The organism is Amycolatopsis mediterranei, assembly GCF_026017845.1.
GTDB lineage: Bacteria > Actinomycetota > Actinomycetes > Mycobacteriales > Pseudonocardiaceae > Amycolatopsis > Amycolatopsis mediterranei.
In genome coordinates this window covers 5,469,716-5,490,362 of sequence record NZ_CP100416.1, presented here as the reverse complement: position 1 = coordinate 5,490,362, position 20,647 = coordinate 5,469,716, and the positions used below count along the sequence as shown (strand labels likewise).

Here is a 20,647-nt window from a genome sequence, read left to right as displayed (position 1 = left end):
GGGGCGTGACGGACGAACACACGACGCTCCTGCTCGGCGGGCGCATCTACACCCCCGCCGGTCCCGACGCCACGGCGATGGCGGTCACCGGCGGCACCGTGGTCTGGGTCGGCCAGGACGCCCCGGCCCGCGCCCTCCACGAAAACGCCGAGATCGTCGACCTCCACGGCGCCTTCGTCGCCCCCGCGTTCGTCGACGCGCACGTCCACGCCACCGCCACCGGCCTGCACCTGACCGGCCTCGACCTCACCGGTGTCCGCGGCGCCGCCGACCTGCTGACCCGCGTGCGCGACGCCGTCAGCCCCGGGCAGGCCCTGCTCGCCCACGGCTGGGACGAGACCACCTGGACCGACCCGCGCCTGCCCAGCCGCACCGAGCTCGACGCCGCCGCCGGGGGCGCGCCCGTCTACCTCAGCCGCGTCGACGTCCACTCCGCGCTCGTCTCCACCGCCCTGGTCGAGCTGGCCCCGGCCGCCCGCGCCGCCGACGGCTGGTCGCCCGACGGCCCGCTCACCCGCGCCGCCCACCACGCCGTCCGCGCGGCCGTGCGCGCCGCCATCACCCCCGAGCAGCGCGAACGCGCCCAGCGCGCCTTCCTCGCCGAGGCCGCCAAACAAGGCATCGTCAGCGTCCACGAATGCGCCGGCCCGGACATCTCCGGCCGCGACGACCTCGCCGCCCTCCTCACCCTCACCGGCCCGGACACGCCCGAGGTCGTCGGGTACTGGGGCGAGCTCGGCGCCGTCGAAACCGCCCGCGAACTCGGGGCCCGCGGCCTGGCCGGCGACCTGTTCGTCGACGGCGCCCTCGGCTCCCACACCGCCGCACTGACCCGGCCCTACGCCGACCACCCCGGCGCAGGGACGCTCTACCTCGACGCCCACCGGATCGCCGGGCACCTCACCGCCTGCACCGAAGCCGGGCTGCAGGCCGGCTTCCACGTGATCGGCGACGCCGCGGCCGCCGAAGTCGTCGAAGGCTTCCGGCTGGCGGAGAAGGAGGTCGGGCAGCGTGCCCTGGCCGCCCGCCACCACCGGCTCGAACACCTGGAGATGGTCACCGCCGAGCAGGCCAAGCAGCTGGCCGGCTGGGGCGTGGTCGCCTCGGTGCAGCCGCTGTTCGACGCGCTCTGGGGCGGCCCGGAAGGCATGTACGCCGAACGCCTCGGCGCGGACCGCGCGGCCGGCCTCAACCCCTTCTCGGCCCTGGCCGCCGAAGGTGTCCTGCTCTCCTTCGGCTCCGACGCACCGGTGACCCCGCTCGACCCGTGGGCGAGCGTCCGCGCCGCGGCCTACCACCGGACGCCGGGCGCCGGGCTGTCCCCGCGGGCGGCGTTCACCGCCCACACCCGGGCCGGGCACCGCGCGGCCGGCGTCAACGACGGCGTCACCGGCAGCCTCGTCCCGGGCGCGCCGGCGCACTACGCGATCTGGGACGCCACCGACCTCGTCGTGGCCACCCCGGACAGCCGCGTGCAGCGCTGGTCCACCGACCCGCGGGCCGGGGTGCCGCCGCTGCCCCGGCTCGAACCGGACGCCACCCTCCCGCGGTGCCTGCGCACGGTCCGCGCGGGTGCCGTCCTCCACGACGCCATCACCTAGAGTTCTCGGCTGTGGCAGTCACCGTGGCGGACCCCGAACCGGGCGCCCCGCACCAGCACGCCCGCACGCGGCGGTTCCCCCCGGCCTGGGTGCTGCGCACCGCCGCGGCGCTGGTGTCCGGATTCGCCTATTACCTGAGCTTCGCGCCGCGCCCGCTGTGGTGGCTCGCGCCGCTGGCTTTCGCCGGGCTGGCGCTCGTGCTGCGCGGACGCCGCTTCCGGGCCGGCTTCGGCTACGGCTTCGCGTTCGGGTTCGTGTTCTTCCTCCCGCTGCTGACCTGGCTGCTGGACTTCCTCGGCCCCGACTTCGGCCCCTGGCCGTGGCTGGGCCTGTCGTTCGCGCTGGCGCTCTACCACGGCCTGGCGGGCGGCCTGATCACGCTGGTGTCCCGGCTGCCGGCCGCGCCGCTGTGGGGTGCGCTGGTGTTCATCGCGCTGGAGACGCCGCGCGCGTGGTTCCCCTTCGGCGGCTTCCCGTGGGGCCGCGTCGCCTTCAGCCAGCCCGAAGGCGCGTTCCTGCCGCTCGCCTCGATCGGCGGCGCCCCGCTGGTCGGCCTGGCCGTCGTCCTCACCGGCTTCGGCCTGGCCACCCTCGCCGCCCGTCTGTGGGACGTGCGCAAACTCACGCGGCCGGTGACCTTCGCCGCCCTCGCCGCGCTGCTGCCCGTCGTCGCGGGCCTGGCGCTGTGGCCGGCGATCGGCACCGGCGCGCAGGACGGCGAGCGCACCGTCGCGACCGTCCAGGGCAACGCGCCGGACATCGGGCTCGCGCTGCAGGGGCAGCGGACCGTGCTGCGCGACAACACCATCGCCGAGAGCCGGCGGCTGCTCGCGGCCGTCCGGGCCGGGAAGGTGCCCCAGCCCGACCTGCTGGTGTGGCCGGAGAGCGCCACCACCGTCACCGGCCCGGACCTGGAGGTCGACCAGCTCGTCGCGAACTTCGGCGTCCCGGCGCTGATCGGGGCGATCTACCGGCTCCCGGACGGGCACCTGCAGAACTCCGTCATCGCCTGGGACCCGCGCACCGGGCCCGGCGCGCGCTACGCCAAGCAGCAGCTGGTGCCCTTCGGCGAGTACGTCCCGGCCCGCAAGGTCGCCCAGCTCGTCACGCCGTTCCTCGACTCCGAGACCGTCGACATGGTCCCCGGCGACGGCGCGAACCAGACCATGCCCGCCGCGGGCACGAAGGTCGGCGTGTTCATCTGCTACGAGACGGCGTTCGACTACCCGGCCCGCGACGCCGTGCGCGACGGCGCCGAACTGCTCGTGGTGCCGACCAACAACGCCTGGTACGGCCGCAGCGAAATGAGCGTGCAGCAGCTGGCCATGTCCCGGCTGCGGGCGGTCGAACACGGCCGCGCCGTCGTGGTGTCGGCGGTCTCCGGGGTGAGCGCCATCGTCGCGCCCGACGGGACGGTGACCAGCTCAACGGGCCTTTTCACGGCGGATTCCCTGGTCGGGCGCGTGCCGCTGCGGACGCAGACTACGCTGTCGGATCGACTAGGTGCGTGGACGGAGTACGGGCTGCTGGCTCTGGCGATCGCCGGGGTGGCCGGTGGGCTCGTACTCCGTTTTCGCACCCGGCGCACCAGCGCCGGCACGGCAGGGGAAACGGCGGACTGACCGCCGCGGATATCGGAGGAGCACGGATGTCGCAGGCGCCGCGGGGGGCCCGGGGAATCGAGCCGGTGCTGGTGGTGATCCCGACCTACAACGAGCGGGAGAACCTCGGCCCGATCCTGGATCGCCTGCGCAAGGCACTCCCGGACGTGCATGTGCTCGTGGTGGACGACGGCAGCCCGGACGGCACCGGCGAGCTCGCCGACGAGCGCGCGGCCGCCGACGACCACATCCAGGTGCTGCACCGCACCGAGAAGGCCGGCCTCGGCGCCGCCTACATCGCCGGGTTCCGCTGGGGCCTGGCGCGCGAGTACAACACGATCGTCGAGATGGACGCCGACGGCTCGCACGCCCCGGAGGACCTGCCCCGCCTGCTCGACGCCGTCGGTGACGCCGACCTGGCGATCGGCTCGCGCTACGTGCCGGGCGGCAGCGTCGTGAACTGGCCGGTGAACCGCCAGATCCTCTCCCGCGGCGCCAACATCTACTCGCAGATCGCGCTGGGCATGCGCACCCGCGACATCACCGCGGGCTTCCGCGCCTACCGCCGCCCGGTGCTGGAGAAGCTGGCTCTGGACGAGGTCAACTCGCACGGCTACTGCTTCCAGATCGACCTGACGATCCGCACGGCCGACGCCGGCTTCGAGATCGTCGAGGTCCCGATCACCTTCACCGAGCGCGAGATCGGCGAGTCGAAGATGAGCGGCTCGATCATCCGCGAGGCATTCCTGCGGGTGGCCAAGTGGGGCGTCGAGCGCCGCTGGCACCAGCTGCGCAAGCTCGTCAAGCGCGCCTGAGCCGTTTTCCTCCGTTCTGGGCCATCATGGGGCCGGTGACGACCATCGTGGCCTTCCACGCCCACGCCGACGACCCGGTCCTGCTCAGCGGCGGCACGCTCGCCCGTGCCGCGGCCGACGGGCACCGGGTGGTGGTCGTGGTGGCCACCGACGGCATGGCCGCCGAGCACCCGACGCCGCGCTGGGCCGAGCTGGAGGCCGCCGCGGCCATCCTCGGCGTCCGGCGGGTCGTGCACCTGGGGTACGCCGACAGCGGCCACGGTCCGGAGCTGTACGCGGACCCGCCCGGCCGGCAGCGCTTCGCCCGCGCGGACACCGAGGAAGCCGCGCACCGGCTCGCGGCCCTGCTGCAGGAGGAGCGCGCCGACCTGCTGCTCGGCTACGACGCCGGCGGCGGTTACGGGCACCGCGACCACGTGAAGGTGCACGAAGTGGCCCGCCGGGCCGCCCGGCTGACCGGGACGCGGCTGCTGGAGGCCACCCTGCCCCGCGACTTCGCGCTGCGGTTCGTGCGGGTGGTCCGGGCGCTGCGCATCCCGTTCGAATACGACGTCGATGCGCTCGAGCACGCTTACAGTCCGGCTTCGGCCATCACTCACCGGTTCGACGTGCGGCGGTTCGCCGCGCGCAAGCAGGCGGCCCTGGCCGCGCACGTGTCGGACGTCCGCGGCCGCGGACGGCTTTCGGCGGTGCTGCGGCTGCTCGTCTGGCTGCCGGCACCGCTGTTCGGACTGGTGGCCGGCCGCGAGTGGTACGCCGAGGTCACGCCCGCAGGATCGGCACGCCCTGGTTTGCCAGTTCCTGCACGTTCTGGTCGTCGGCGTCGGTGATGATCCCGGCGATGTCGCCGAAGGGCAGCACGGTGAACCGTGACGCCGCGCCCAGCTTCTCGGCGCTGGCCAGCACGTAGGTGTCGGCCGCGCGCCGGGCCAGGGTGCGCTTCATCGCGGCTTCGTCGGCGTCGCCGGTGGTCAGCCCGGCTTCGGGGTGGACACCGGTGACGCCGAGCAGGAAGACGTCGGCGCTGATCGATTGGGCGGCCTCGGCCGCGGCCGCGCCGCAGGTGACCGCGGAGTGCCGGAACAACCGGCCGCCCAGCAGGAACACCTCGATGCCGGGGTGGCCGAGCAGGGCGACGGCGACGGTCGGGCTGTGCGTGACGACGGTGGCCTCGAGGTCTTCGGGGAGGGCCTTCGCGAGGGCCAGCGTGGTCGTGCCGCCGTCGAGGATGACCGTGGAGCCGGGCCGCACCAGCGCGGCGGCCACCGTGGCGACCCGGTCCTTGCCGCCGACGGCGATGGACGTCCGGCTCGAGTAGTCGGCGAGGGCGGGGGAGACGGGCAGCGCGCCGCCGTAGACGCGCTGGCAGAGCCCGGCCGCGGCGAGGTCGCGCAGGTCGCGGCGGATGCTGTCCTCGGAAACCCCCAGCTCGGCCGCGACGTCCTTGGCCAGGACCTTGCCGTCGGCGGCGAGCCGGGCGAGCAGCAGTTCACGGCGTTCCCCGACCAGCATGCACGTTCCTCCTTGTTTCTGCCGACTCGTACACATTATGGTCGCGGCATGACCTCTTCGACAAGCCTGTCCCGCAACCCGCGGGTCCGGGTCACCCAAGTGGAGCTGCTCTCGTCGGCCTGGTACGTGCTGCGCCGCACGACGTTCGACTACCGGCACGGCGACGGCCGCTGGACGACCGAGCAGCGCGAGACCTACGACCGCGGCAACGGCGCCACGGTGCTGCTCTACGACCTCGAGGGCGGCACGGTCCTGCTGACCCGCCAGTTCCGCTACCCGGTCTACGTCAACGACCACCCGGACGGCATGTTCGTGGAGACCGCGGCCGGTCTGCTGGACGCCGACGACCCGGAAACGGCGATCCGGCGGGAGGCGCAAGAGGAGACAGGTGTGCGGATCGGCGCACTGGAGCACGTGTTCGACGTCTACACGAGCCCGGGCTCGGTCACCGAGCGCCTGCACTGCTACGCGGCGCCCTACGACCCCGCCGACCGCGGCGCAGGCGGCGGCATCGCGGAGGAAGGCGAAGACATCGAGGTCCTCGAGCTCCCGTTCACCAAGGCCCTGGCCATGATCGGAACCGGCGAGATCGCCGACGCCAAGACGATCATGCTGCTGCAGTGGGCGGCCCTGCACGGCCCTTTCCGCCCGGCCTAAGCCCGTACCCGGAGGGTCGGCTCGCGTGCCTGAGGGGTCGGCTCACGTACCCAGACGGTCGGCCCGGACACCGAGGGATCGGGCGGGCGGCCCGACCGTTCCGGTACGCCAACCCTCTGGGTACGTGGGCCGACCTTCCGGGCATGCGAAAGGCCCCCGCGGGGGGAGGTCGCGGGGGCCTTTCCGTTGTGGTGGGAGCTTGGGCTACGAGGCCGAAGCCGGGTGGGTCACGCCGACCGGGAGGTGCGGCGGCCCTTCAGCTCGGCGAGACGTTCGTTGAGCAGATCCTCGAGCTCGGGGATCGTGCGCCGCTCGAGCAGCATGTCCCAGTGGGTGCGCGGCGGCTTGACCTTCTTCTGCTCGGGCTGCCCGCCATCGACGATCTCCGATTCGCTGCCGTGCAGGCGGCACTCCCAGACCGTCGGGATCTCGGCGTCGTCGGAGAACGGCACCTCGAACTCGTGGTTCTTCGGGCAGGCGTAGCGCACGGTGCGGCGTGGGGCGAGGTCGTGGTTGCGGTCGGTCTCGTAGCTGACCGCTCCCAGCCGGCTTCCACGAAGAACACGGTCGGCCATGATGGGTCCTTTCAGTCAGCTCCGGGGTGGAGCCAGGGTGTTGCTCACCCTATGCAACGACCGGGGCCCCCGGAGGATTCCCGGGACACCATGTCGTTGCTCACGATGAGCTGCGTCACCCGCCTGCATCAGCTTCTCCTAGTAGGAGGCATTTCGCGCTCCGGCGTGACGTCAATACGGCCTTCTTAGTGCTGATATCCCCCGGATGGGCTACTCGGGTCTCGCTCAGGTCAACCGTAACTGACCGTGATGGGCAGTAACCGGTCCCAAGTCACCCGATCGAAAGTGGCGGCGGCACAATACCTGATAACGCACCGTAGCGAATTCGGCCTCAAAACGTGCTGAAGCTGAAGTTTCAACTACGGATTGTTCGGTATCTGCCACCACGACGGTATCGCCCTCGCGCACCACCTCGCCGTCCACCACCCGCGCGTTGAACCGCCCGGACAGCCCGCACCAGCACAGCACCTCCACCTGAACCGGCTGCAACTCGTCCGCCAGTTCGAACAGACGAGCGGCTCCCGGGAACAACCGGCTCCGGAAGTCCGTCGCGATCCCGAAGCAGTAGACGTCGATCTCGACCTCGTCGGCCAGCTCCGCCAGCTGGTCGACCTGACCGGGGGAGAGGAACTGCGCCTCGTCCACCACCACGTAGTCCACGTGCCGCCCCTGCGCCCACTCCTGCCGCACCAGGTCACGCACGTCGGTGTCCTCACCGACCTCCACCGCCTGCCGGGTCAGCCCGATCCGGCTCGAGATCTGCGGCGCACCCGACCGGTCGTGGCGCACCAGCACCAGCCCCCGGCGGCCCTGCCGCGCGTGGTTGTGGTCGATCTGCAGCGCCAGGGTCGACTTCCCGCAGTCCATCGGCCCGTAACAGAACTTCAGCCTGCCCACCGGCGGCGTCCCACGGCGCGAACCGGCCGCGGGAACCGACGACAGGGCATCGGTGGGATCAGGGCCGGCGGCGTCGTTGAGCAAGGTCACGACGCCCGACCCTATCGGTGGCTACAGAACCTCCGGCGGACGGTTGCCCGCCGCCACGATCGCCCGCCGCACCGGCACCAGCCACACCAGCACCAGCCCGGCCGCGAAGAAGACCACCAGCGCCACGATGGCCAGCCGGAACGACCCCGTCACCTGCCCGACCCCGGCGAACACCAGCGGCCCCAGCCACGACGTCCCACGCTCACCCACCACGTAGAGCGAGTAGTACTGCGCGTCCTTGCCCGCCGGGATCATCTGGCTGAACAGCGACCGCGACAGCGCGTTCGTCCCGCCCAGCACCAGCCCGATCCCCACCGCCACCGCCAGGAACTGCAGCATTTGCTTCGGCTGCACGAAGTACGCCCCGCCCAGCACCGCGATCCACACCACCAGGCTGCCCAGGATCGTCCGCTTCGCCCCGACCCGCCGCGCCACCAGCCCGTGCAGCGTCCCACCCAGGTACGCCACGAACTGGATCACCAGGATCGTGACGATCAGCACCTCGTTGCCGAACCCCAGCTCGTCCTTGCCGTACTGCGCCGACACCGTCACCACCGTGTTGATCCCGTCCGTGAAGACCAGGTAGCTGCCCAGGAATGCCAGCGTCAACGGATACGCCTTCGCCGCGACCAGCGTCCGCCACAGCTCCGAGAACCCCGCCCGCAACACCGAACGCCCCGGCGCGACGTCGACCGGCACGTGCCGGCGGGGGAGCCGCCGCACCGCCGGGAAGGTGAACGCCGCCCACCACAACCCCGAGGTCAGGAAGCAGATCTGCACCGCCGGCCCCTGGTCCACCCCGAACAGATCGTGCTTCAGGTAGAACACCAGCTGCAACGCCAGCGCCAGCCCGCCACCCAGGTACCCGAACGCCCAGCCCTTCGCCGAAATGCCGTCCCGCTCGTCCGGCCCGCCGATGTCGACCAGGAACGAGTAGTAGACGACCAGCGAACCCCCGTAACCGATGTTCGCCACGATGAACAGCACCGCACCCAGCTGCCAATGCGACCCCGAGAAGAAGTACATCGCCGCCGCGGCCACCGCGCCCAGGAACGCGAAGCCACCCAGGATCCGCCGCTTGTTGTGGCTGCGGTCGGCCACCGCACCCGCGATCGGCAGCACCAGCACCTGCACCACCGTCGCCACCGACAGCAGGTAACCCCACACCGAACCGGCCGGGAACTGCAGCCCGAACAACGTCACGTCGCAGTTGTGCAGCGTGTCCGTCCCACCCGCCGCGTTCAGGCACGCACGGTCCCCGTTAAGGGTGATGTTCGCCTTCGCGTCCGCCGCCGCGATCGAGCTCATCGACAGCGCCCCGAACACCGTCGTCGTCGACGAATAGAACGGCGAATTCGCCCAGTCGTAGAAATACCAGCCCCAGCGCTCGCGCTTGGTCGAGCGCGTCCCGGCCAGCGTCATCCACGGCTCCTTCACCTCGAGAACGTCCAGGTCAGCGCGGAGACTACGGGGCACCGCGACCCCCGAGACCGCACCACCGAAACCGTGTCCGGTTCGTCGCCTCGTGATCATCCGCCGGCCCGCCGCAGCACCCGGTTGACCCCCACGGCGTGTCGCCGGCAAAAGCGAACGCCGTTTCATGTGAGGCTGGAGCGCCTATCGTGTCTGTTGTGGTCAGTGGGACACGCTCCTACTGTGCACCCATGATCCAGAACCGTCGACGCACCGTAGCGAGAACCCTGCTCCTCGCCATCGTCGCCATGGGTCTGCCGCTCACCGCCCCGGCCGCCGCCTCCGCCGACCCCGCGTCGAGCACCTGGGCCAAGCTCCGCATGTGCGAATCGAGCGGCCGCTACGCCACCAACACCGGCAACGGCTACTACGGCGCCTACCAGTTCGACCTGCCCACCTGGCGCAGCGTCGGCGGCCAAGGACGCCCCGACCAGGCCACCCCCGCCGAACAGGACTACCGCGCCCTCTACCTCTACCGCATGCGCGGCTGGCAACCCTGGCAGTGCGCCGGCATGCTCAACCTCCCCGCCGACGCCGACGCCCGCAGCAAACGCGTCCCCACCTACACCGAATCCGCCTACATCGGCGGCGGCCTCCCGGCCCCACCCCCGGGCCCCGGCGGCCCCAAACCCGCCTGGCCCGGCGTCGTCTACCGCTACGGCGACTGCGCCGACCCGCTCAAAACCTTCCAGCTCCGCATGAACGCCTTCGGCTACGGCTTCACCGGCACCGGCTGCTACCTCGAAAAGACCCGCACCGCCGTCCTCGACCTCCAGCGCGCCAACGGCATCAACGACAGCGGCCTCCTCGGCCCCAAAACCTGGGAAGCCGCCTGGACCGGCAAACCCCCTCGCTGACCATCACGGCTCCTGCGACTGCCGCCACTTACCCCGCTCGATCAGCACCTCACGCAACAGATCCGGCCGATCCGTCACGATCCCGTGCACCCCCAGATCCAGCAGCATCCGCATCTCCGCCGGATCGTCGATCGTCCACGTGTGCACCTCGATCCCCGAACGCCCGGCGATCGACAAGAACGCCTTGTCCACCACCCGCAACGCCCCCTGCCGCACCGGCACCTGCGCCATCGCCCCCAGCACCAGCCGCCCCAGCGGCAACAACGGCAACCGCCCCCGCACCCACAACGCGAACGCCGACCGCGGACCCATCGCCGTCACCAGCCGCGGCCCCGCCAGCTTCCGCAACCGCACCAGCCGCGCATCCGAGAACGCCGCCCCCGCCACCCGGTCGAACGCCTGCATGCGCTCCAGCACCCGCACGAACGGCTCCACCGCCCGATCGGCCTTCACATCCACGTTGAACCGCGCGTCCGGCAGCTCCTCCAGCACGTCCTCCAGCCGCGACAACGGCGCCTTCCCACCGACCTTGACCCCCTTCAGCTGCTCCCACGTCTGCGCCGCGATCGCCCCCGAGCCATCGGTGGTCCGATCCAGATCCGGGTCGTGGTGCACCACCACCACACCGTCCGCCGTCGCGTGCACATCCGTCTCGAGGTACCGGTACCCCTCCGCACACGCCCGCCGGAACGCCGGCAACGAGTTCTCCAGCCCCTCGAGCTCACCGAGGTGCCACCCCCGGTGGGCAAACGCACGGGGGACCGGATCAGCCAGGTACGGGAACGACGCGTGCATCCCCCAAGTGTGCCCTTCCGCCATGACCCCGGCATGAGCAAACGGTGGCCAGCTAGGGTCTCCCGGGTGAGGGAAGCCGCCGAACTGACCCAGCCGACCACGATCGAACTCGCCCCGGCCCGCCGAGGCGCCCCCAAGCACTGCGGCTGGTGCGGACGACGCCTCCCCGAAGGCGGCAACGTCGGCCGCCGCCGCCGCTACTGCGGCCAATCCTGCCGCCAGCGCGCCTACGAACGCCGCACCGCACTCCAGCGAAGCGGACTCCCCGAGGACGCAGTGGTCCTGTCCGACACCGAGATCGCCGCCCTCCAAGACCGCCTCTTCCAGCTCCGGTGCGCCGCGGAAGACATCGTCACCGCCGCCGACGACGGCGCCGACACCCGCGAGCTACGCGGCCTCGCCGCCGAAATCGCCCGCGCGGCCAAGGACCTCGAACAACTCCGCTGACCCCGTACCCACCCGGACGACACGGGTACCCCGACGGACGACACGCGTACTCAACCGGACGACACGACCGCACCGGCCCCCGCCGCCGTGTCGTCCCTCCAGGCACGCGTGTCGTCTGTTCAAGCACGCGTGTCGTCCATCGCGGTACTCAGCCCAGCCCGTCCAACGCCCGATACGTCCGGTTGCTCGCCGCCGCCGCCCGCTGCTCACGGCCCGTCGCCTCGATGTAGTTCTGGCTCGTCGCCAAGCTCGCGTGCCCCAGCAACGCCATGATCTCCGACGCCGTCGCCCCGTCCTCCGCCAGCCGCGTCGCGAACGTGTGCCGCAACGCGTGCAGATTCGCCCCCGCCGGCACCCGGTCGTGCAACCCCGCACCCCGGTAACACGACTTCACCAGGTACTCCAGCGCCCCCCGCCCGATCGGCTCACCCGCCCGATCCAGCAACAACGGCGAACCAGGGGAGAACCGCACATTCGGGAACCGCACCCGGCACGACTCCCGGTACCGTTCGATCAGCTCCGCCAGCACCGGCTGCACCGGAATCGACCGATCCCGGCTGCCCTTGCCCTTCACGTGCAACCGCAGCTCACCGGCGCGCCCCACCAGCGACCGCGCCGACAGCGCCCGCATCTCCGCCGCCCGCAACCCCGCCACCAGCCCCAGCGCGATCACCAGCACGTCGCGCTCCGGCCACGGATCCCGCGCGCGCCGCGAACCCGCGGCCGCCGCCGACAGCAGCTGCTCCGGGGTTTCCTCGCCCCGCAACGGCTTCGGTGTCAACGCCGGCGTCCGCGGCCGCGCCACCGCCCCCATCGGATTGCCCGCCAGCAGACCGTCCGCCACGCAGAACGTGAGGAACTGGTTCCACGTCGACCACGCCCGCAGCACCGAGCTCTTCGCGTGCCCGTCGGCGAACGCGCCGAACGCCGACCGCAGCGCAGGCCCGGTGAGGTCGGCGACCTCCAGGTCCTCGGCCGGACGGCCGAGCTCCGAAACCAGGAGAGTGGTGATGCCGGCCAGATCCCGGCGGTAGGCGTCGGTGGTGTGCGGCGAGTCCTTGCGAGGCCGACGGGCGGCGAAGAAGGCTTGCTGGGCCTCGGAAACCTTCATGTGGATCTTGTACCGCACACCACCGACAGTTTCCGTGGCCGGGCCCGGACCCGGCGTTTCATGCATAATTGCCATTATGCATGAAACGCCGGGATGGCCCAGGAACTACCCCTTGGGGGACACGGACTTCTCCGGGAGGCCGTTCTAGGCCTTTGAGGCCCCTTCGCACCGAAGTGCGGGGCATGCGCACACATGTTCGACACTGGCTCACGTGGCGCCGGGCGGCCATGAGACAGTCAGCGCCACGAATCCGACGTCACCAACCGCAGTGCACGACGACTTTGCACCAGATAACCCTGGCCTATTTCGTCACCGTGACGTTTTGAGGTCGGGTGACCGGACCTCGGGCTCGAGACCCTCAGGGGATGCTCTCGGCCTTCTGAGGGCTCATTTTGATCGACGGTCCCGGCCGAGTCTCCGTGGAAACCGCCGCAGGAGCCGTCCTGATGAAGCGAACCTGTCGCGCAGTCAAGGCAGGTTCGGCTCCCGGGGTTCGGCGCCCCTCCCAGCCTCTCGGTCAGCGTGTCACCAAACGCCGATAATGTACATTATGTCAAGTAACGTCAGTGCCAGTCGCTGATCATCACGTCCCGCGGTGCCGGAGCGCCCTCCCCGGTCTCCACGAGTTGCTTGAGGCTCATCAGGTAGATCGCCCACTTCGTGCTGCAGTGGTGCATGAACTCGCCCGCCTCGCGCCAGCCTTCGTGCTTGAACAGGACGATCGTGTAGTCGCTGCGCTGCTCGAGCTCCCAGCGGATCGTCGTGCCGATCCACTCCGGTGGCCCGTCGACGACTTCCCAGCGGACGAGCCGGCCCGGCTCGAGTTCGAGGACCTTCATGTCGAAGCCGCCCGGGATGAAGCGGAAGGCGATGACGCCGCCGGGTTCGGTGTCGCCGACGGTCTTCTCGGTCCACCAACCGGCCAGGCCGTCGATCGTGGTGATCGCGTCGTAGACCTGGTCCGGGCTGGCGTTGTGGATGCCGATGCGGTGCAGGATGTCCATTTCTACTGTTTCCTTTCGATGGTTTTTTCGATGGTCTCGGCGATGCGCTTGATGCGGCGGAGCCGGGCGTCCCAGGCGGTGCCGACGTCGGTGAGCTGGGCGACGGCGCGCGCGAGCTGGTCTTCGTCGACGCGGAACTGTTTTTCGCGGCCGGCGCTGTGGGCGTGGACGAGCCCGGCGCGATCGAGGACGGCGAGGTGCTTGGCGACGGCTTGGCGGGTCACGGGCAGGTGTTCGCTGAGGCTGGTCGCGGTGCCACTCCCCTCGTTGAGCAGCAGGTCGAGCATCCGGCGGCGGGTGGGGTCGCCGACGGCCGACCAGAGGTCGTCGTCCACGGCGGTGGTCACCGGGTGGCTCCGACTTCGGCGGCGTAGGTGTGCAGGCGGGGCAGGAAGTGGTCCCAGCCGGTGGCGTGGTCGGTGTATTCGGCGGCGATCTTGGCTTCGTCCCAGCCGCGTTCGCGGAAGCCGGTTTCGGTCATCCGGAGGCGGGTGCCGGTGCCGTCGGGTTCGAGTTCGAAGACGACGAGGAACGAGTTGCCGGTGGCGGCGGTCTCCCCTTCGGCGTGGGCCCAGCGGAAGGAGAAGTGTTTCGGGGGGATGGCGTCGACGACGGTGAACTGGACCCAGGAGCCGCCGAAGCCGATGCGGCCCGCTTCCCCGGGTTCGGCGGGGTATTCGGCTTCGTCGGGCCACCATTCGCGGAGGTGTTCGGGGCTGCTGACGACGTCGAAGACTACGTCGGGGTTGGCGTCGATGTGGATTTCGCGTTCGAGGGTGCCGTGGTCCATGCGGAGCTCCTTGTGCAACGTTCGGTTGCGTGTCACGTTAGCTCGCTGGGACCAGATGTGCAACCGTCGGTTGCGTGAAGGTCTTTCTGGACCCAGGCGACGTCGCGCCAGGCGCCGTGTTTCCAGCCGACGCGGCGGTAGACGCCGGCGGGTTCGAACCCGAGGGCGCGGTGGAGCCCGGCGCTGGCGTCGTTCGGCAAGGTCATGCCGGCGAAGGCGCGGCAGAGGCCGCGTTCGCGCAGCCGTTCGAGCAGTGCTTCGTAGAGGGCGCGGCCGGCGCCGGTGCGGCGGCGGCCTTGTTCGAGGTAGATGCTCGTTTCGCAGGACCAGCGGTAGGCGGCGCGCGCGGCGAAGCGGGTGGCGTAGGCGTATCCGGCGACGCGGCCGTGGTCTTCGAGGACGAGCCAGGCGTGGGCGCCGGCGATGCGGCGGGCCATTTCGGCGGTGTCGGGTGGTTCGGTTTCGAAGGAGACGACGGTGTCGGTGACGTAGGGCGCGTAGAGGGTGGCGCAGGCGGCGGCGTCTTCGGTGGTGGCGTGTCGGATCATGGCTCATATGGTAGCCGCAGTGGCTCGTATAGTATCCAAGTTATGACCGATCCCCTGACTGCCCGCTTGGCCGCCACGGTGCACGCCGCCCGGACGTCGCAAGGTCTCTCGGCCGCGGCGCTCGCCGACCGGTCGGGGGTGTCGCGGGCGATGATCGGCAAGATCGAGCGGGGTGACGTGCAGCCGACGGCGGCGTTGCTGGCGAAGCTGTCGGCGGCGCTGGGCCTGACGCTGTCGGAGCTGATCGCGCGGGCCGAGGGTGACGAGCGCCGGCTGGCGCGGGCGGCGGAGCAGCCGGTGTGGGTGGATCCGGACACCGGCTACCGGCGGCGGTCGGTCTCCCCCGCGGCGGGTCGTCCGCTGGAGCTGGTGGAGGTGGAGCTGCCGCCGGGAGTGGAGGTGCCATTGATGTCGGGGACGTATGCGTTCCTGCACCAGCAGATCTGGGTGCTGGCCGGGCATCTGCGGTTCCACGAGGGCGCGCAGGTGCACGAGCTGGCCGCCGGTGATTGCCTGCAGCTGGGGCCGGCGGCGGATTGCGTGTTCGTGAACCCGGGGACGGTGGCGTGCCGGTACCTGGTGGCGCTGGTGAAGCGGGGTACGTGATCAGGTGAGCCGCAGGGCGGCGACGCCGGATTCGAGCCAGGCGCCAAGGAAACGGTCCGGCGCGAGGCCGCCCGGGGTGTGTCCGATGAGGACGTCGAGGATCGGGTAGTAGGTCAGGGACGCGACGAGGACCGCGGCGGTGGCTTCGGGGTCGGTCACCGCGGCTCTCCCCTGGTCCCGCAGGGTGGTGATCCACTCGGTGCCGCGGCGGTAGACGGTGGCGACGACGCCCTGCCACATCTGCTCGAACAGCTCGGGGAAGCCGGTGAATCCGGCGGATGGCGGGATCCAGGTGCGGCGGCAGCTCGCGTTCGGGTTCCGCGCTCCCCTGCGCTGGCTGGTGGAGCCGGTGCTGCGGCGCAGGCTGCGGGCCGATGTCGAGGCTGAGGTGCGGGGCGCGAAGCGGCTGCTCGAGCGTTGACTGAAGCAATGAATCAGTGCTTCACTTCTTGACGTGCCCTACCGCCGCACCCCGAAGGTGCAGGAACGCCTCGACGCCCAGCGCGAGACGATCGTCGCCGCCGCGACGCGTCAGCTGGCCGAACACGGCTACAGCGGCTGCTCCGTCGCCGCGGTCGCCGAGCGGGCCGGGGTTGCCGTCGGCAGCGTGTACCGGCACTTCCCCACCAAGGCCGACCTCGTCGTGCACGTGTTCCGGCAGGTCGTGACGCGGGAGGTCGAGGCGGTCCGGGCGGCGTCGGCGGAAGCGGGGGAACCGGCCGAGCGGGTCCTGGCCGCCGTGGAGACGTTCGCCCAGCGTGCCCTCAAGGCGCCCAAGCAGGCGTATGCCCTGCTCATCGAGCCGGTCGATGCGCTCATCGACGTCGAGCGGCTGGAGTTCCGCCGGGCCTACACCGAGGTCATCGCCGAGCACGTCGCCGCCGGGGTCCGGGACGGCGTGCTGCCGCCCCAGGACGGGCGGCTCACCGCCGCCGCGCTGGTCGGCGCGGCCGCGGAAGTCCTGATCGGTCCGTTGACCAGCGGAAACGCCGGTGACGTCGCCGAGCTTCGCACGTTCATCCTGCGCGCTCTAGGAGGTTCCGATGCCCGCCACGCATGAGGTCACCAACCAGGTCCCGCCGCTGGCCGACCACGACGTCGCCGACGATCCGGCCTTGCTGGCCGGGCTCGAGCGCGCCGGGGCGGGCTGGGCGGCGGCGGAGCTGCACGAGCTGGGCCGGCTGGCCGGGACCGAGCAGGCGCAGGAGTGGGGCCGGCTGGTCAACGAGAACGAGCCGGTGCTGCGCACCCACGACCGGTACGGGAACCGGATCGACGAGGTCGAATTCCACCCGCACTGGCACGACCTGATGCGGGTCGCGACGGGCCACGGTCTGCACGGCACGCCGTGGCAGGACCCGCGCGAGGGCGCGCACGCGGCGCGGGCGGCGAAGTTCTACGTCTGGGGCCAGGTGGAAGCCGGGCACAGCTGCCCGATCTCGATGACGTACGCGGCGGTTCCGGCGTTGCGCGCGAACCCGGAGCTCGCGGCACGGTACGAGCCGCTGCTGGCGGCGACCGAGTACGACTTCGGGCTGCGGGACCCGGCCACCAAGCGCGGCCTGCTCGCGGGCATGTCGATGACCGAGAAGCAGGGCGGCTCGGACGTCCGGGCGAACACGACGACCGCGACGCCGTCGGTGTCGGCGGTGTCGCGGTCGGACGGCAGCTACACCCTGGTCGGGCACAAGTGGTTCACCTCGGCGCCGATGTGCGACATGTTCCTGACGCTGGCGCAGGCGCCGAACGGGCTGTCGTGCTTCCTGCTCCCCCGCGTCCTGCCGGACGGCTCGCGCAACGGGATCCTGTTGCAGCGGTTGAAGGACAAGCTCGGCAACCGGTCGAACGCGTCGTCGGAGATCGAGTACGACCATGCGGTCGGCTGGCTGGTCGGCGAGGAGGGTCGCGGGGTCCGCACGATCATCGAGATGGTCAACAACACCCGGCTGGACTGCACGCTGGGCAGTGCGTCGGGCATGCGGCTGGGTGCGGTCCGCGCGGTGCACCACGCGACGCACCGGCGCGCGTTCGGCAAGGCGCTGGTGGACCAGCCGCTGATGGCGAACGTCCTGGCCGACCTGGTGCTCGAGTCCGAAGCGGCGACGACGGTGGCGATGCGGCTGGCCGCGGCGGGCGACCGGCGCGGCGACGCGCAGGAGCAGGCGTTCCGCCGCCTGGGGCTGGCGGTGTCGAAGTACTGGGTGTGCAAGCGGGCGCCGGTGCACGCGGCCGAGGCCCTGGAGTGCTTCGGCGGCAACGGGTACGTCGAGGAGTCGGGGATGCCGCGGCTGTACCGGGAGGCGCCGCTGTCGTCGATCTGGGAGGGCTCGGGCAACGTCGCCGCGCTGGACGCGTTGCGCGCGATGGGCCGGCAGCCGGAGTCGGTCGCGGCGTTCTTCGCCGAGGTCGAGCGGGCCGCGGGCGGCGACGCCCGGCTGGACGACGCCGTGGACCGCGTGCGCAAGGAGCTGACCGACCTCGACGGCATCGAGTACCGGGCGCGGCGGCTGGTCGAGGCGATGGCGTTGGTGCTGCAGGGATCGCTGCTGGTCCGCCACGGCCACCCGGCGGTCGCCGATGCCTTCTGCGCGTCGCGGTTCGGCGGTGACTGGGGCATCGCGTTCGGGACGCTCCCGGCCGGCGTCGACACGGGAGCGATCATCGAACGCGCCGCGGTTCGCTAGCCGACCCGCTCGGCCCGCTGCCGGGCCAGTTCCTCGACCGCGCTGGGCAGGGTGGTCTCGAAGTCGATCAGCTTGGCCCACGTCGGGGTGATGACGATCCGGACCATGCCGTCGTAGAGGGAGCGCACCTCGCGTTCCCATTCGACGCGCTGCTCGGGGGTCATCTCGTAGCTGCCGTTCATCTGCAGGAACTCCTCCGGGATGCCGTCGACGACGTCCAGTTCGGCGCGGCCGCGGACGAGGAGGATCTTGGGCGGGTGCACTTCGGTGTCGATGGTCAGGGCGACGGCGGGGTTGGCGCGCAGGGACGGCAGCTTCGGGGAGTTCTTCGTCGTGCACAGGACGATCTCCGCGCCGTTCCAGGTGAAGGCGATGGGGATCGAGCGCGGGGTGCCGTCCTTGGCGACGTAGGCGAGCCGGGTCAGGTCGCGGGCGAGCAGTTCGCGGCTGAGCGGCTTGTCGAGGACCTCGGCGATTTCGTTCGGCAGCATGGTCGTCTCCTTCTCCGGGGCGGCCTGAGGGGTCGCTGACACCCCGGGGACGAAGCTGCCGGCGCGTTCTCGACACGCGCCGGCGAAACGACTTCAGCGGCCGAGGGCGTCGAGCGCGCCGGCGACCGCGGCGGCCTTGAGGTCGGCGACGGGGACGTCGGGGAACTGCATGCAGACGTCCTGCAGGCCGCCGAGGGCCAGGATGGCCCGGGCCTGCTGTTCGAGGGTCGGTGCCGGGCCGCAGATCAGCTCGGTGAGCCGGGTCCGCCAGCCCAGGACGCGGTCGATGAGCCCGAGGTCGGCCAGGGTCGGCATCTCGGCCAGCAGCATGACGACGTCGGCGCGGTGGCGGTGGTTGAAGTCGAAGAAGCCTTCGATCAGCTCGCGCACCGGCGCGTCGCCGCGGGCTTCCTGGTCGAGGAGGAATTTCTCGCCGTCGTCGAGCAGGGGCTGGACGATGCTGCGGACCAGGTCTTCGCGCGAGGGGAAGTGGTAGTAGAGCGCGGGTTTGGTGATGCCGAGCCGGTCGGCGATGTCCTGCAGGCTGGTGCGCTGGACGCCTTGGCTGGTGAACAGCTCGCGGGCGACGTCGAGGATGCGCTGTTTGGTGTCGGAGGGCTTCGGCACGCGCCCAGCATAACTGACTTAACGATAGGTAAGGATCTGTGGTACAACTTACCTACCGTTAAGTCAGGGAGGTACTCATGCGGATTCTCGTCTCCGGCGCCAGCATCGCCGGCCCGGTGCTGGCGTACTGGCTCACCCGCCACGGCTTCGACGTCACCGTCGTCGAACGCGCGCCGGCCCTGCGCAAGACCGGCGGCCACGCCGTCGACCTCTTCCGCCCGGCCATGGACATCACCGAACGGATGGGCGTGCTGCCCCGCGTCGAAGCCCTCGCCACCGGCACGACCCGGATGACCGTGCACCGCGAAGGCGCCCGCCGGCCCATCCGGGTGGACCTGGCGAAGGTCTTCCAGGCCACCTCCGACCGGCACGTGGAGGTCATGCGCGACGACCTCAGCGAGATCTACTACGACGCCGGCCGCGAAGACGTCGAGTACCTCTTCGGCGACTCGATCACCGCCCTCTCCCCCGACGGCGAGGTCACCTTCGAGCACGCCCGGCCGCGCCGGTTCGACCTCGTCGTCGGTGCCGACGGGCTGCACTCGAACGTCCGGCGCCTGGTCTTCGGGGAAGAGGCCGGGCTGACGACGTTCATCGGCGCGTACCTGGCGGTGCTGTCGCTGCCGGACACCCTCGGGCTCGACGGGGAAGCCGTCACCCACCTCGGCGCCGGGCGCACCGCCTCCCTCTACAGCGCCCGGCACATGAGCGACGCGCGCGCGGTGTTCCTGTTCCGCCGGGCCGAGCCACTCGACTACCACCACCGGGACGTCCCGCGGCAGAAGGAGCTGCTGCGCGAAGCCTTCGCCGGGATGCACCCGCAGGTCGACGGCTGGCTGGCCGGGCTCGACGGGGGCGGCCCGTTCTACTTCGACTCGATCACCCAGCTGGGGATGGCCACCTGGTCCCGCGGTCGCGTGACGCTCGTGGGCGACGCCGGCTACTGCCCCGGCCCGGCCGTCGGGGGAAGCACGAGCCTCGCGGTGCTCGGCGCGTACGTCCTGGCCGGGGAGCTGGCCGCGGCGCACGGAGACCACGAACGCGCTTTCGCCGCCTACGAGCGGGAGATGGGTGAGCTGGTGCGCCGCAGCCGCGCCTTCGCCACCGGCGCGGCGCGCAGCCTGATCCCGGCCTCGCGCGCCGGGGTGTGGGCGCTGGCCCGGGGCGGCCAGCTGGTCTCGGCGCTGCCGGCCGGGGTGACGCGGGCGATCGCGAAGCTCAACACCGGCGGCGTGCGCATGCACGATGCGATGCAGGTCAAGGATTACGCGGTGCAGGCGGCGGTCTGACGCTGGAGGGGGCCCCGTGGTTGGAGCCCCCTCCAGCTTCGACAGCGGGGGTATCGGTCACCGGCGGAAACCGGGCGGGGGGGGGGGGGGGGGGGGGGGGGCCGGCCCCCCCCCCCCCCCCCCCCCCCCCGCCCCCCCGCCCGGGGGCACCCCTCCCACCGGGCCCCGGACTCGCCC

Annotated in this window: 25 protein-coding genes; 12 read left to right on the top strand and 13 right to left on the bottom strand. The window is 71.4% G+C overall.

All coding sequences use genetic code 11. The annotated features are described in order from the left end of the window. The first annotated feature begins 5 nt into the window (after window positions 1–5). From ISP_RS24690 to ISP_RS24675, 4 genes are read left to right on the top strand one after another with little or no spacing between them, the layout of a single operon-like run. Window positions 6–1,601, top strand: coding sequence for an amidohydrolase (locus ISP_RS24690; protein WP_037374403.1), 1,596 nt, complete (start codon window positions 6–8; stop codon window positions 1,599–1,601). A gap of 11 nt (window positions 1,602–1,612) precedes the next feature. Continuing rightward, a complete protein-coding gene (gene lnt / locus ISP_RS24685; protein WP_013226566.1) occupies window positions 1,613–3,223 on the top strand; it encodes an apolipoprotein N-acyltransferase in 1,611 nt (536 codons plus the stop codon). Between the two features lie 26 nt (window positions 3,224–3,249). Then, on the top strand, window positions 3,250–4,017 hold the full coding sequence (locus tag ISP_RS24680; protein WP_013226565.1) for a polyprenol monophosphomannose synthase: 768 nt from the start codon (window positions 3,250–3,252) through the stop codon (window positions 4,015–4,017). Window positions 4,018–4,043: 26 nt separating this feature from the next. After that, window positions 4,044–4,847, top strand: coding sequence for a PIG-L deacetylase family protein (locus tag ISP_RS24675; protein ID WP_014467152.1), 804 nt, complete (start codon window positions 4,044–4,046; stop codon window positions 4,845–4,847). On the opposite strand, the gene ISP_RS24670 is transcribed toward ISP_RS24675, so the two are convergent. Beyond that, window positions 4,780–5,529, bottom strand: coding sequence for a DeoR/GlpR family DNA-binding transcription regulator (locus ISP_RS24670; protein WP_013226563.1), 750 nt, complete (start codon window positions 5,527–5,529; stop codon window positions 4,780–4,782). The genes ISP_RS24675 and ISP_RS24670 overlap by 68 nt on opposite strands. 48 nt (window positions 5,530–5,577) lie before the next feature. Here ISP_RS24670 and ISP_RS24665 point away from each other — a divergent pair, with 48 nt between their 5' ends. Beyond that, the gene (locus ISP_RS24665; protein WP_176742084.1) at window positions 5,578–6,186 is read left to right on the top strand and encodes an NUDIX domain-containing protein; all 609 of its coding nucleotides are present in this window, start codon (window positions 5,578–5,580) and stop codon (window positions 6,184–6,186) included. Between the two features lie 227 nt (window positions 6,187–6,413). Here the strand turns inward: ISP_RS24665 and ISP_RS24660 are convergent, their stop codons facing one another. The 3 genes from ISP_RS24660 to ISP_RS24650 all read right to left on the bottom strand — a co-directional run bounded on the left by ISP_RS24660 (window position 6,414) and on the right by ISP_RS24650 (window position 9,170). Then, a complete protein-coding gene (locus ISP_RS24660) occupies window positions 6,414–6,761 on the bottom strand; it encodes an RNA polymerase-binding protein RbpA (protein WP_003081521.1) in 348 nt (115 codons plus the stop codon). A 225-nt stretch (window positions 6,762–6,986) separates the two neighbouring features. Beyond that, window positions 6,987–7,748, bottom strand: coding sequence for a thymidine kinase (locus ISP_RS24655; protein ID WP_034285024.1), 762 nt, complete (start codon window positions 7,746–7,748; stop codon window positions 6,987–6,989). A gap of 21 nt (window positions 7,749–7,769) precedes the next feature. Continuing rightward, window positions 7,770–9,170 carry an MFS transporter gene (locus ISP_RS24650; protein WP_013226560.1) on the bottom strand — a complete coding sequence of 467 codons (1,401 nt, stop codon included), beginning with the start codon at window positions 9,168–9,170 and terminating at the stop codon, window positions 7,770–7,772. A gap of 242 nt (window positions 9,171–9,412) precedes the next feature. Between ISP_RS24650 and ISP_RS24645 the strand changes: the two genes are divergently transcribed. Then, on the top strand, window positions 9,413–10,078 hold the full coding sequence (locus ISP_RS24645; protein WP_013226559.1) for a transglycosylase family protein: 666 nt from the start codon (window positions 9,413–9,415) through the stop codon (window positions 10,076–10,078). 3 nt (window positions 10,079–10,081) lie between these two features. Here ISP_RS24645 and ISP_RS24640 read toward each other — a convergent pair whose 3' ends face one another. After that, window positions 10,082–10,873 carry a glycerophosphodiester phosphodiesterase gene (locus tag ISP_RS24640; protein ID WP_013226558.1) on the bottom strand — a complete coding sequence of 264 codons (792 nt, stop codon included), beginning with the start codon at window positions 10,871–10,873 and terminating at the stop codon, window positions 10,082–10,084. Window positions 10,874–10,939: 66 nt separating this feature from the next. Between ISP_RS24640 and ISP_RS24635 the strand changes: the two genes are divergently transcribed. Further along, window positions 10,940–11,320, top strand: a complete 381-nt coding sequence (locus tag ISP_RS24635; RefSeq protein WP_013226557.1) for a hypothetical protein — start codon at window positions 10,940–10,942, stop codon at window positions 11,318–11,320. Between the two features lie 148 nt (window positions 11,321–11,468). Here ISP_RS24635 and ISP_RS24630 read toward each other — a convergent pair whose 3' ends face one another. The 5 genes from ISP_RS24630 to ISP_RS24610 form a co-directional block, all read right to left on the bottom strand. Beyond that, window positions 11,469–12,449 carry a tyrosine-type recombinase/integrase gene (locus ISP_RS24630; RefSeq protein ID WP_013226556.1) on the bottom strand — a complete coding sequence of 327 codons (981 nt, stop codon included), beginning with the start codon at window positions 12,447–12,449 and terminating at the stop codon, window positions 11,469–11,471. A gap of 545 nt (window positions 12,450–12,994) precedes the next feature. Beyond that, window positions 12,995–13,435, bottom strand: coding sequence for an SRPBCC family protein (locus ISP_RS24625; RefSeq protein WP_013226555.1), 441 nt, complete (start codon window positions 13,433–13,435; stop codon window positions 12,995–12,997). Between the two features lie 2 nt (window positions 13,436–13,437). Further along, complete coding sequence (locus ISP_RS24620; RefSeq protein WP_013226554.1) at window positions 13,438–13,782, bottom strand: ArsR/SmtB family transcription factor; 345 nt, start codon at window positions 13,780–13,782, stop codon at window positions 13,438–13,440. After that, complete coding sequence (locus tag ISP_RS24615) at window positions 13,779–14,225, bottom strand: SRPBCC domain-containing protein (protein WP_013226553.1); 447 nt, start codon at window positions 14,223–14,225, stop codon at window positions 13,779–13,781. The genes ISP_RS24620 and ISP_RS24615 overlap by 4 nt, the downstream gene beginning before the upstream one ends. 32 nt (window positions 14,226–14,257) lie before the next feature. Beyond that, window positions 14,258–14,773: a GNAT family N-acetyltransferase gene (locus tag ISP_RS24610; RefSeq protein WP_013226552.1), complete on the bottom strand. Its 516-nt coding sequence runs from the start codon at window positions 14,771–14,773 to the stop codon at window positions 14,258–14,260. A gap of 42 nt (window positions 14,774–14,815) precedes the next feature. Here ISP_RS24610 and ISP_RS24605 point away from each other — a divergent pair, with 42 nt between their 5' ends. Next, window positions 14,816–15,379, top strand: coding sequence for a helix-turn-helix domain-containing protein (locus tag ISP_RS24605; protein WP_013226551.1), 564 nt, complete (start codon window positions 14,816–14,818; stop codon window positions 15,377–15,379). Here the strand turns inward: ISP_RS24605 and ISP_RS24600 are convergent, their stop codons facing one another. Then, window positions 15,380–15,619 carry a hypothetical protein gene (locus tag ISP_RS24600; protein ID WP_013226550.1) on the bottom strand — a complete coding sequence of 80 codons (240 nt, stop codon included), beginning with the start codon at window positions 15,617–15,619 and terminating at the stop codon, window positions 15,380–15,382. It abuts the gene before it with no gap. A 25-nt stretch (window positions 15,620–15,644) separates the two neighbouring features. On the opposite strand from ISP_RS24600, the gene ISP_RS24595 reads away from it, so the two are divergent. Genes ISP_RS24595 through ISP_RS24585 form a run of 3 tightly spaced genes read left to right on the top strand, consistent with a single transcriptional unit; the run spans window position 15,645 to window position 18,063 of the window. Further along, window positions 15,645–15,800: an SRPBCC family protein gene (locus ISP_RS24595; protein ID WP_176742085.1), complete on the top strand. Its 156-nt coding sequence runs from the start codon at window positions 15,645–15,647 to the stop codon at window positions 15,798–15,800. A gap of 33 nt (window positions 15,801–15,833) precedes the next feature. Then, window positions 15,834–16,439: a TetR/AcrR family transcriptional regulator gene (locus ISP_RS24590; RefSeq protein ID WP_013226549.1), complete on the top strand. Its 606-nt coding sequence runs from the start codon at window positions 15,834–15,836 to the stop codon at window positions 16,437–16,439. After that, window positions 16,423–18,063, top strand: coding sequence for an acyl-CoA dehydrogenase family protein (locus ISP_RS24585; protein WP_013226548.1), 1,641 nt, complete (start codon window positions 16,423–16,425; stop codon window positions 18,061–18,063). Before ISP_RS24590 ends, ISP_RS24585 begins: the two co-directional genes overlap by 17 nt. Here ISP_RS24585 and ISP_RS24580 read toward each other — a convergent pair. Continuing rightward, window positions 18,060–18,554 (bottom strand): pyridoxamine 5'-phosphate oxidase family protein, encoded by a 495-nt coding sequence (locus ISP_RS24580; RefSeq protein ID WP_013226547.1) that lies wholly within the window; start codon window positions 18,552–18,554, stop codon window positions 18,060–18,062. The genes ISP_RS24585 and ISP_RS24580 overlap by 4 nt on opposite strands. A gap of 93 nt (window positions 18,555–18,647) precedes the next feature. Beyond that, a complete protein-coding gene (locus ISP_RS24575; protein ID WP_013226546.1) occupies window positions 18,648–19,181 on the bottom strand; it encodes a TetR/AcrR family transcriptional regulator in 534 nt (177 codons plus the stop codon). Window positions 19,182–19,258: 77 nt separating this feature from the next. Here ISP_RS24575 and ISP_RS24570 point away from each other — a divergent pair, with 77 nt between their 5' ends. Then, the gene (locus ISP_RS24570) at window positions 19,259–20,470 is read left to right on the top strand and encodes an FAD-dependent monooxygenase (protein WP_013226545.1); all 1,212 of its coding nucleotides are present in this window, start codon (window positions 19,259–19,261) and stop codon (window positions 20,468–20,470) included. Window positions 20,471–20,647 lie beyond the last annotated feature (177 nt).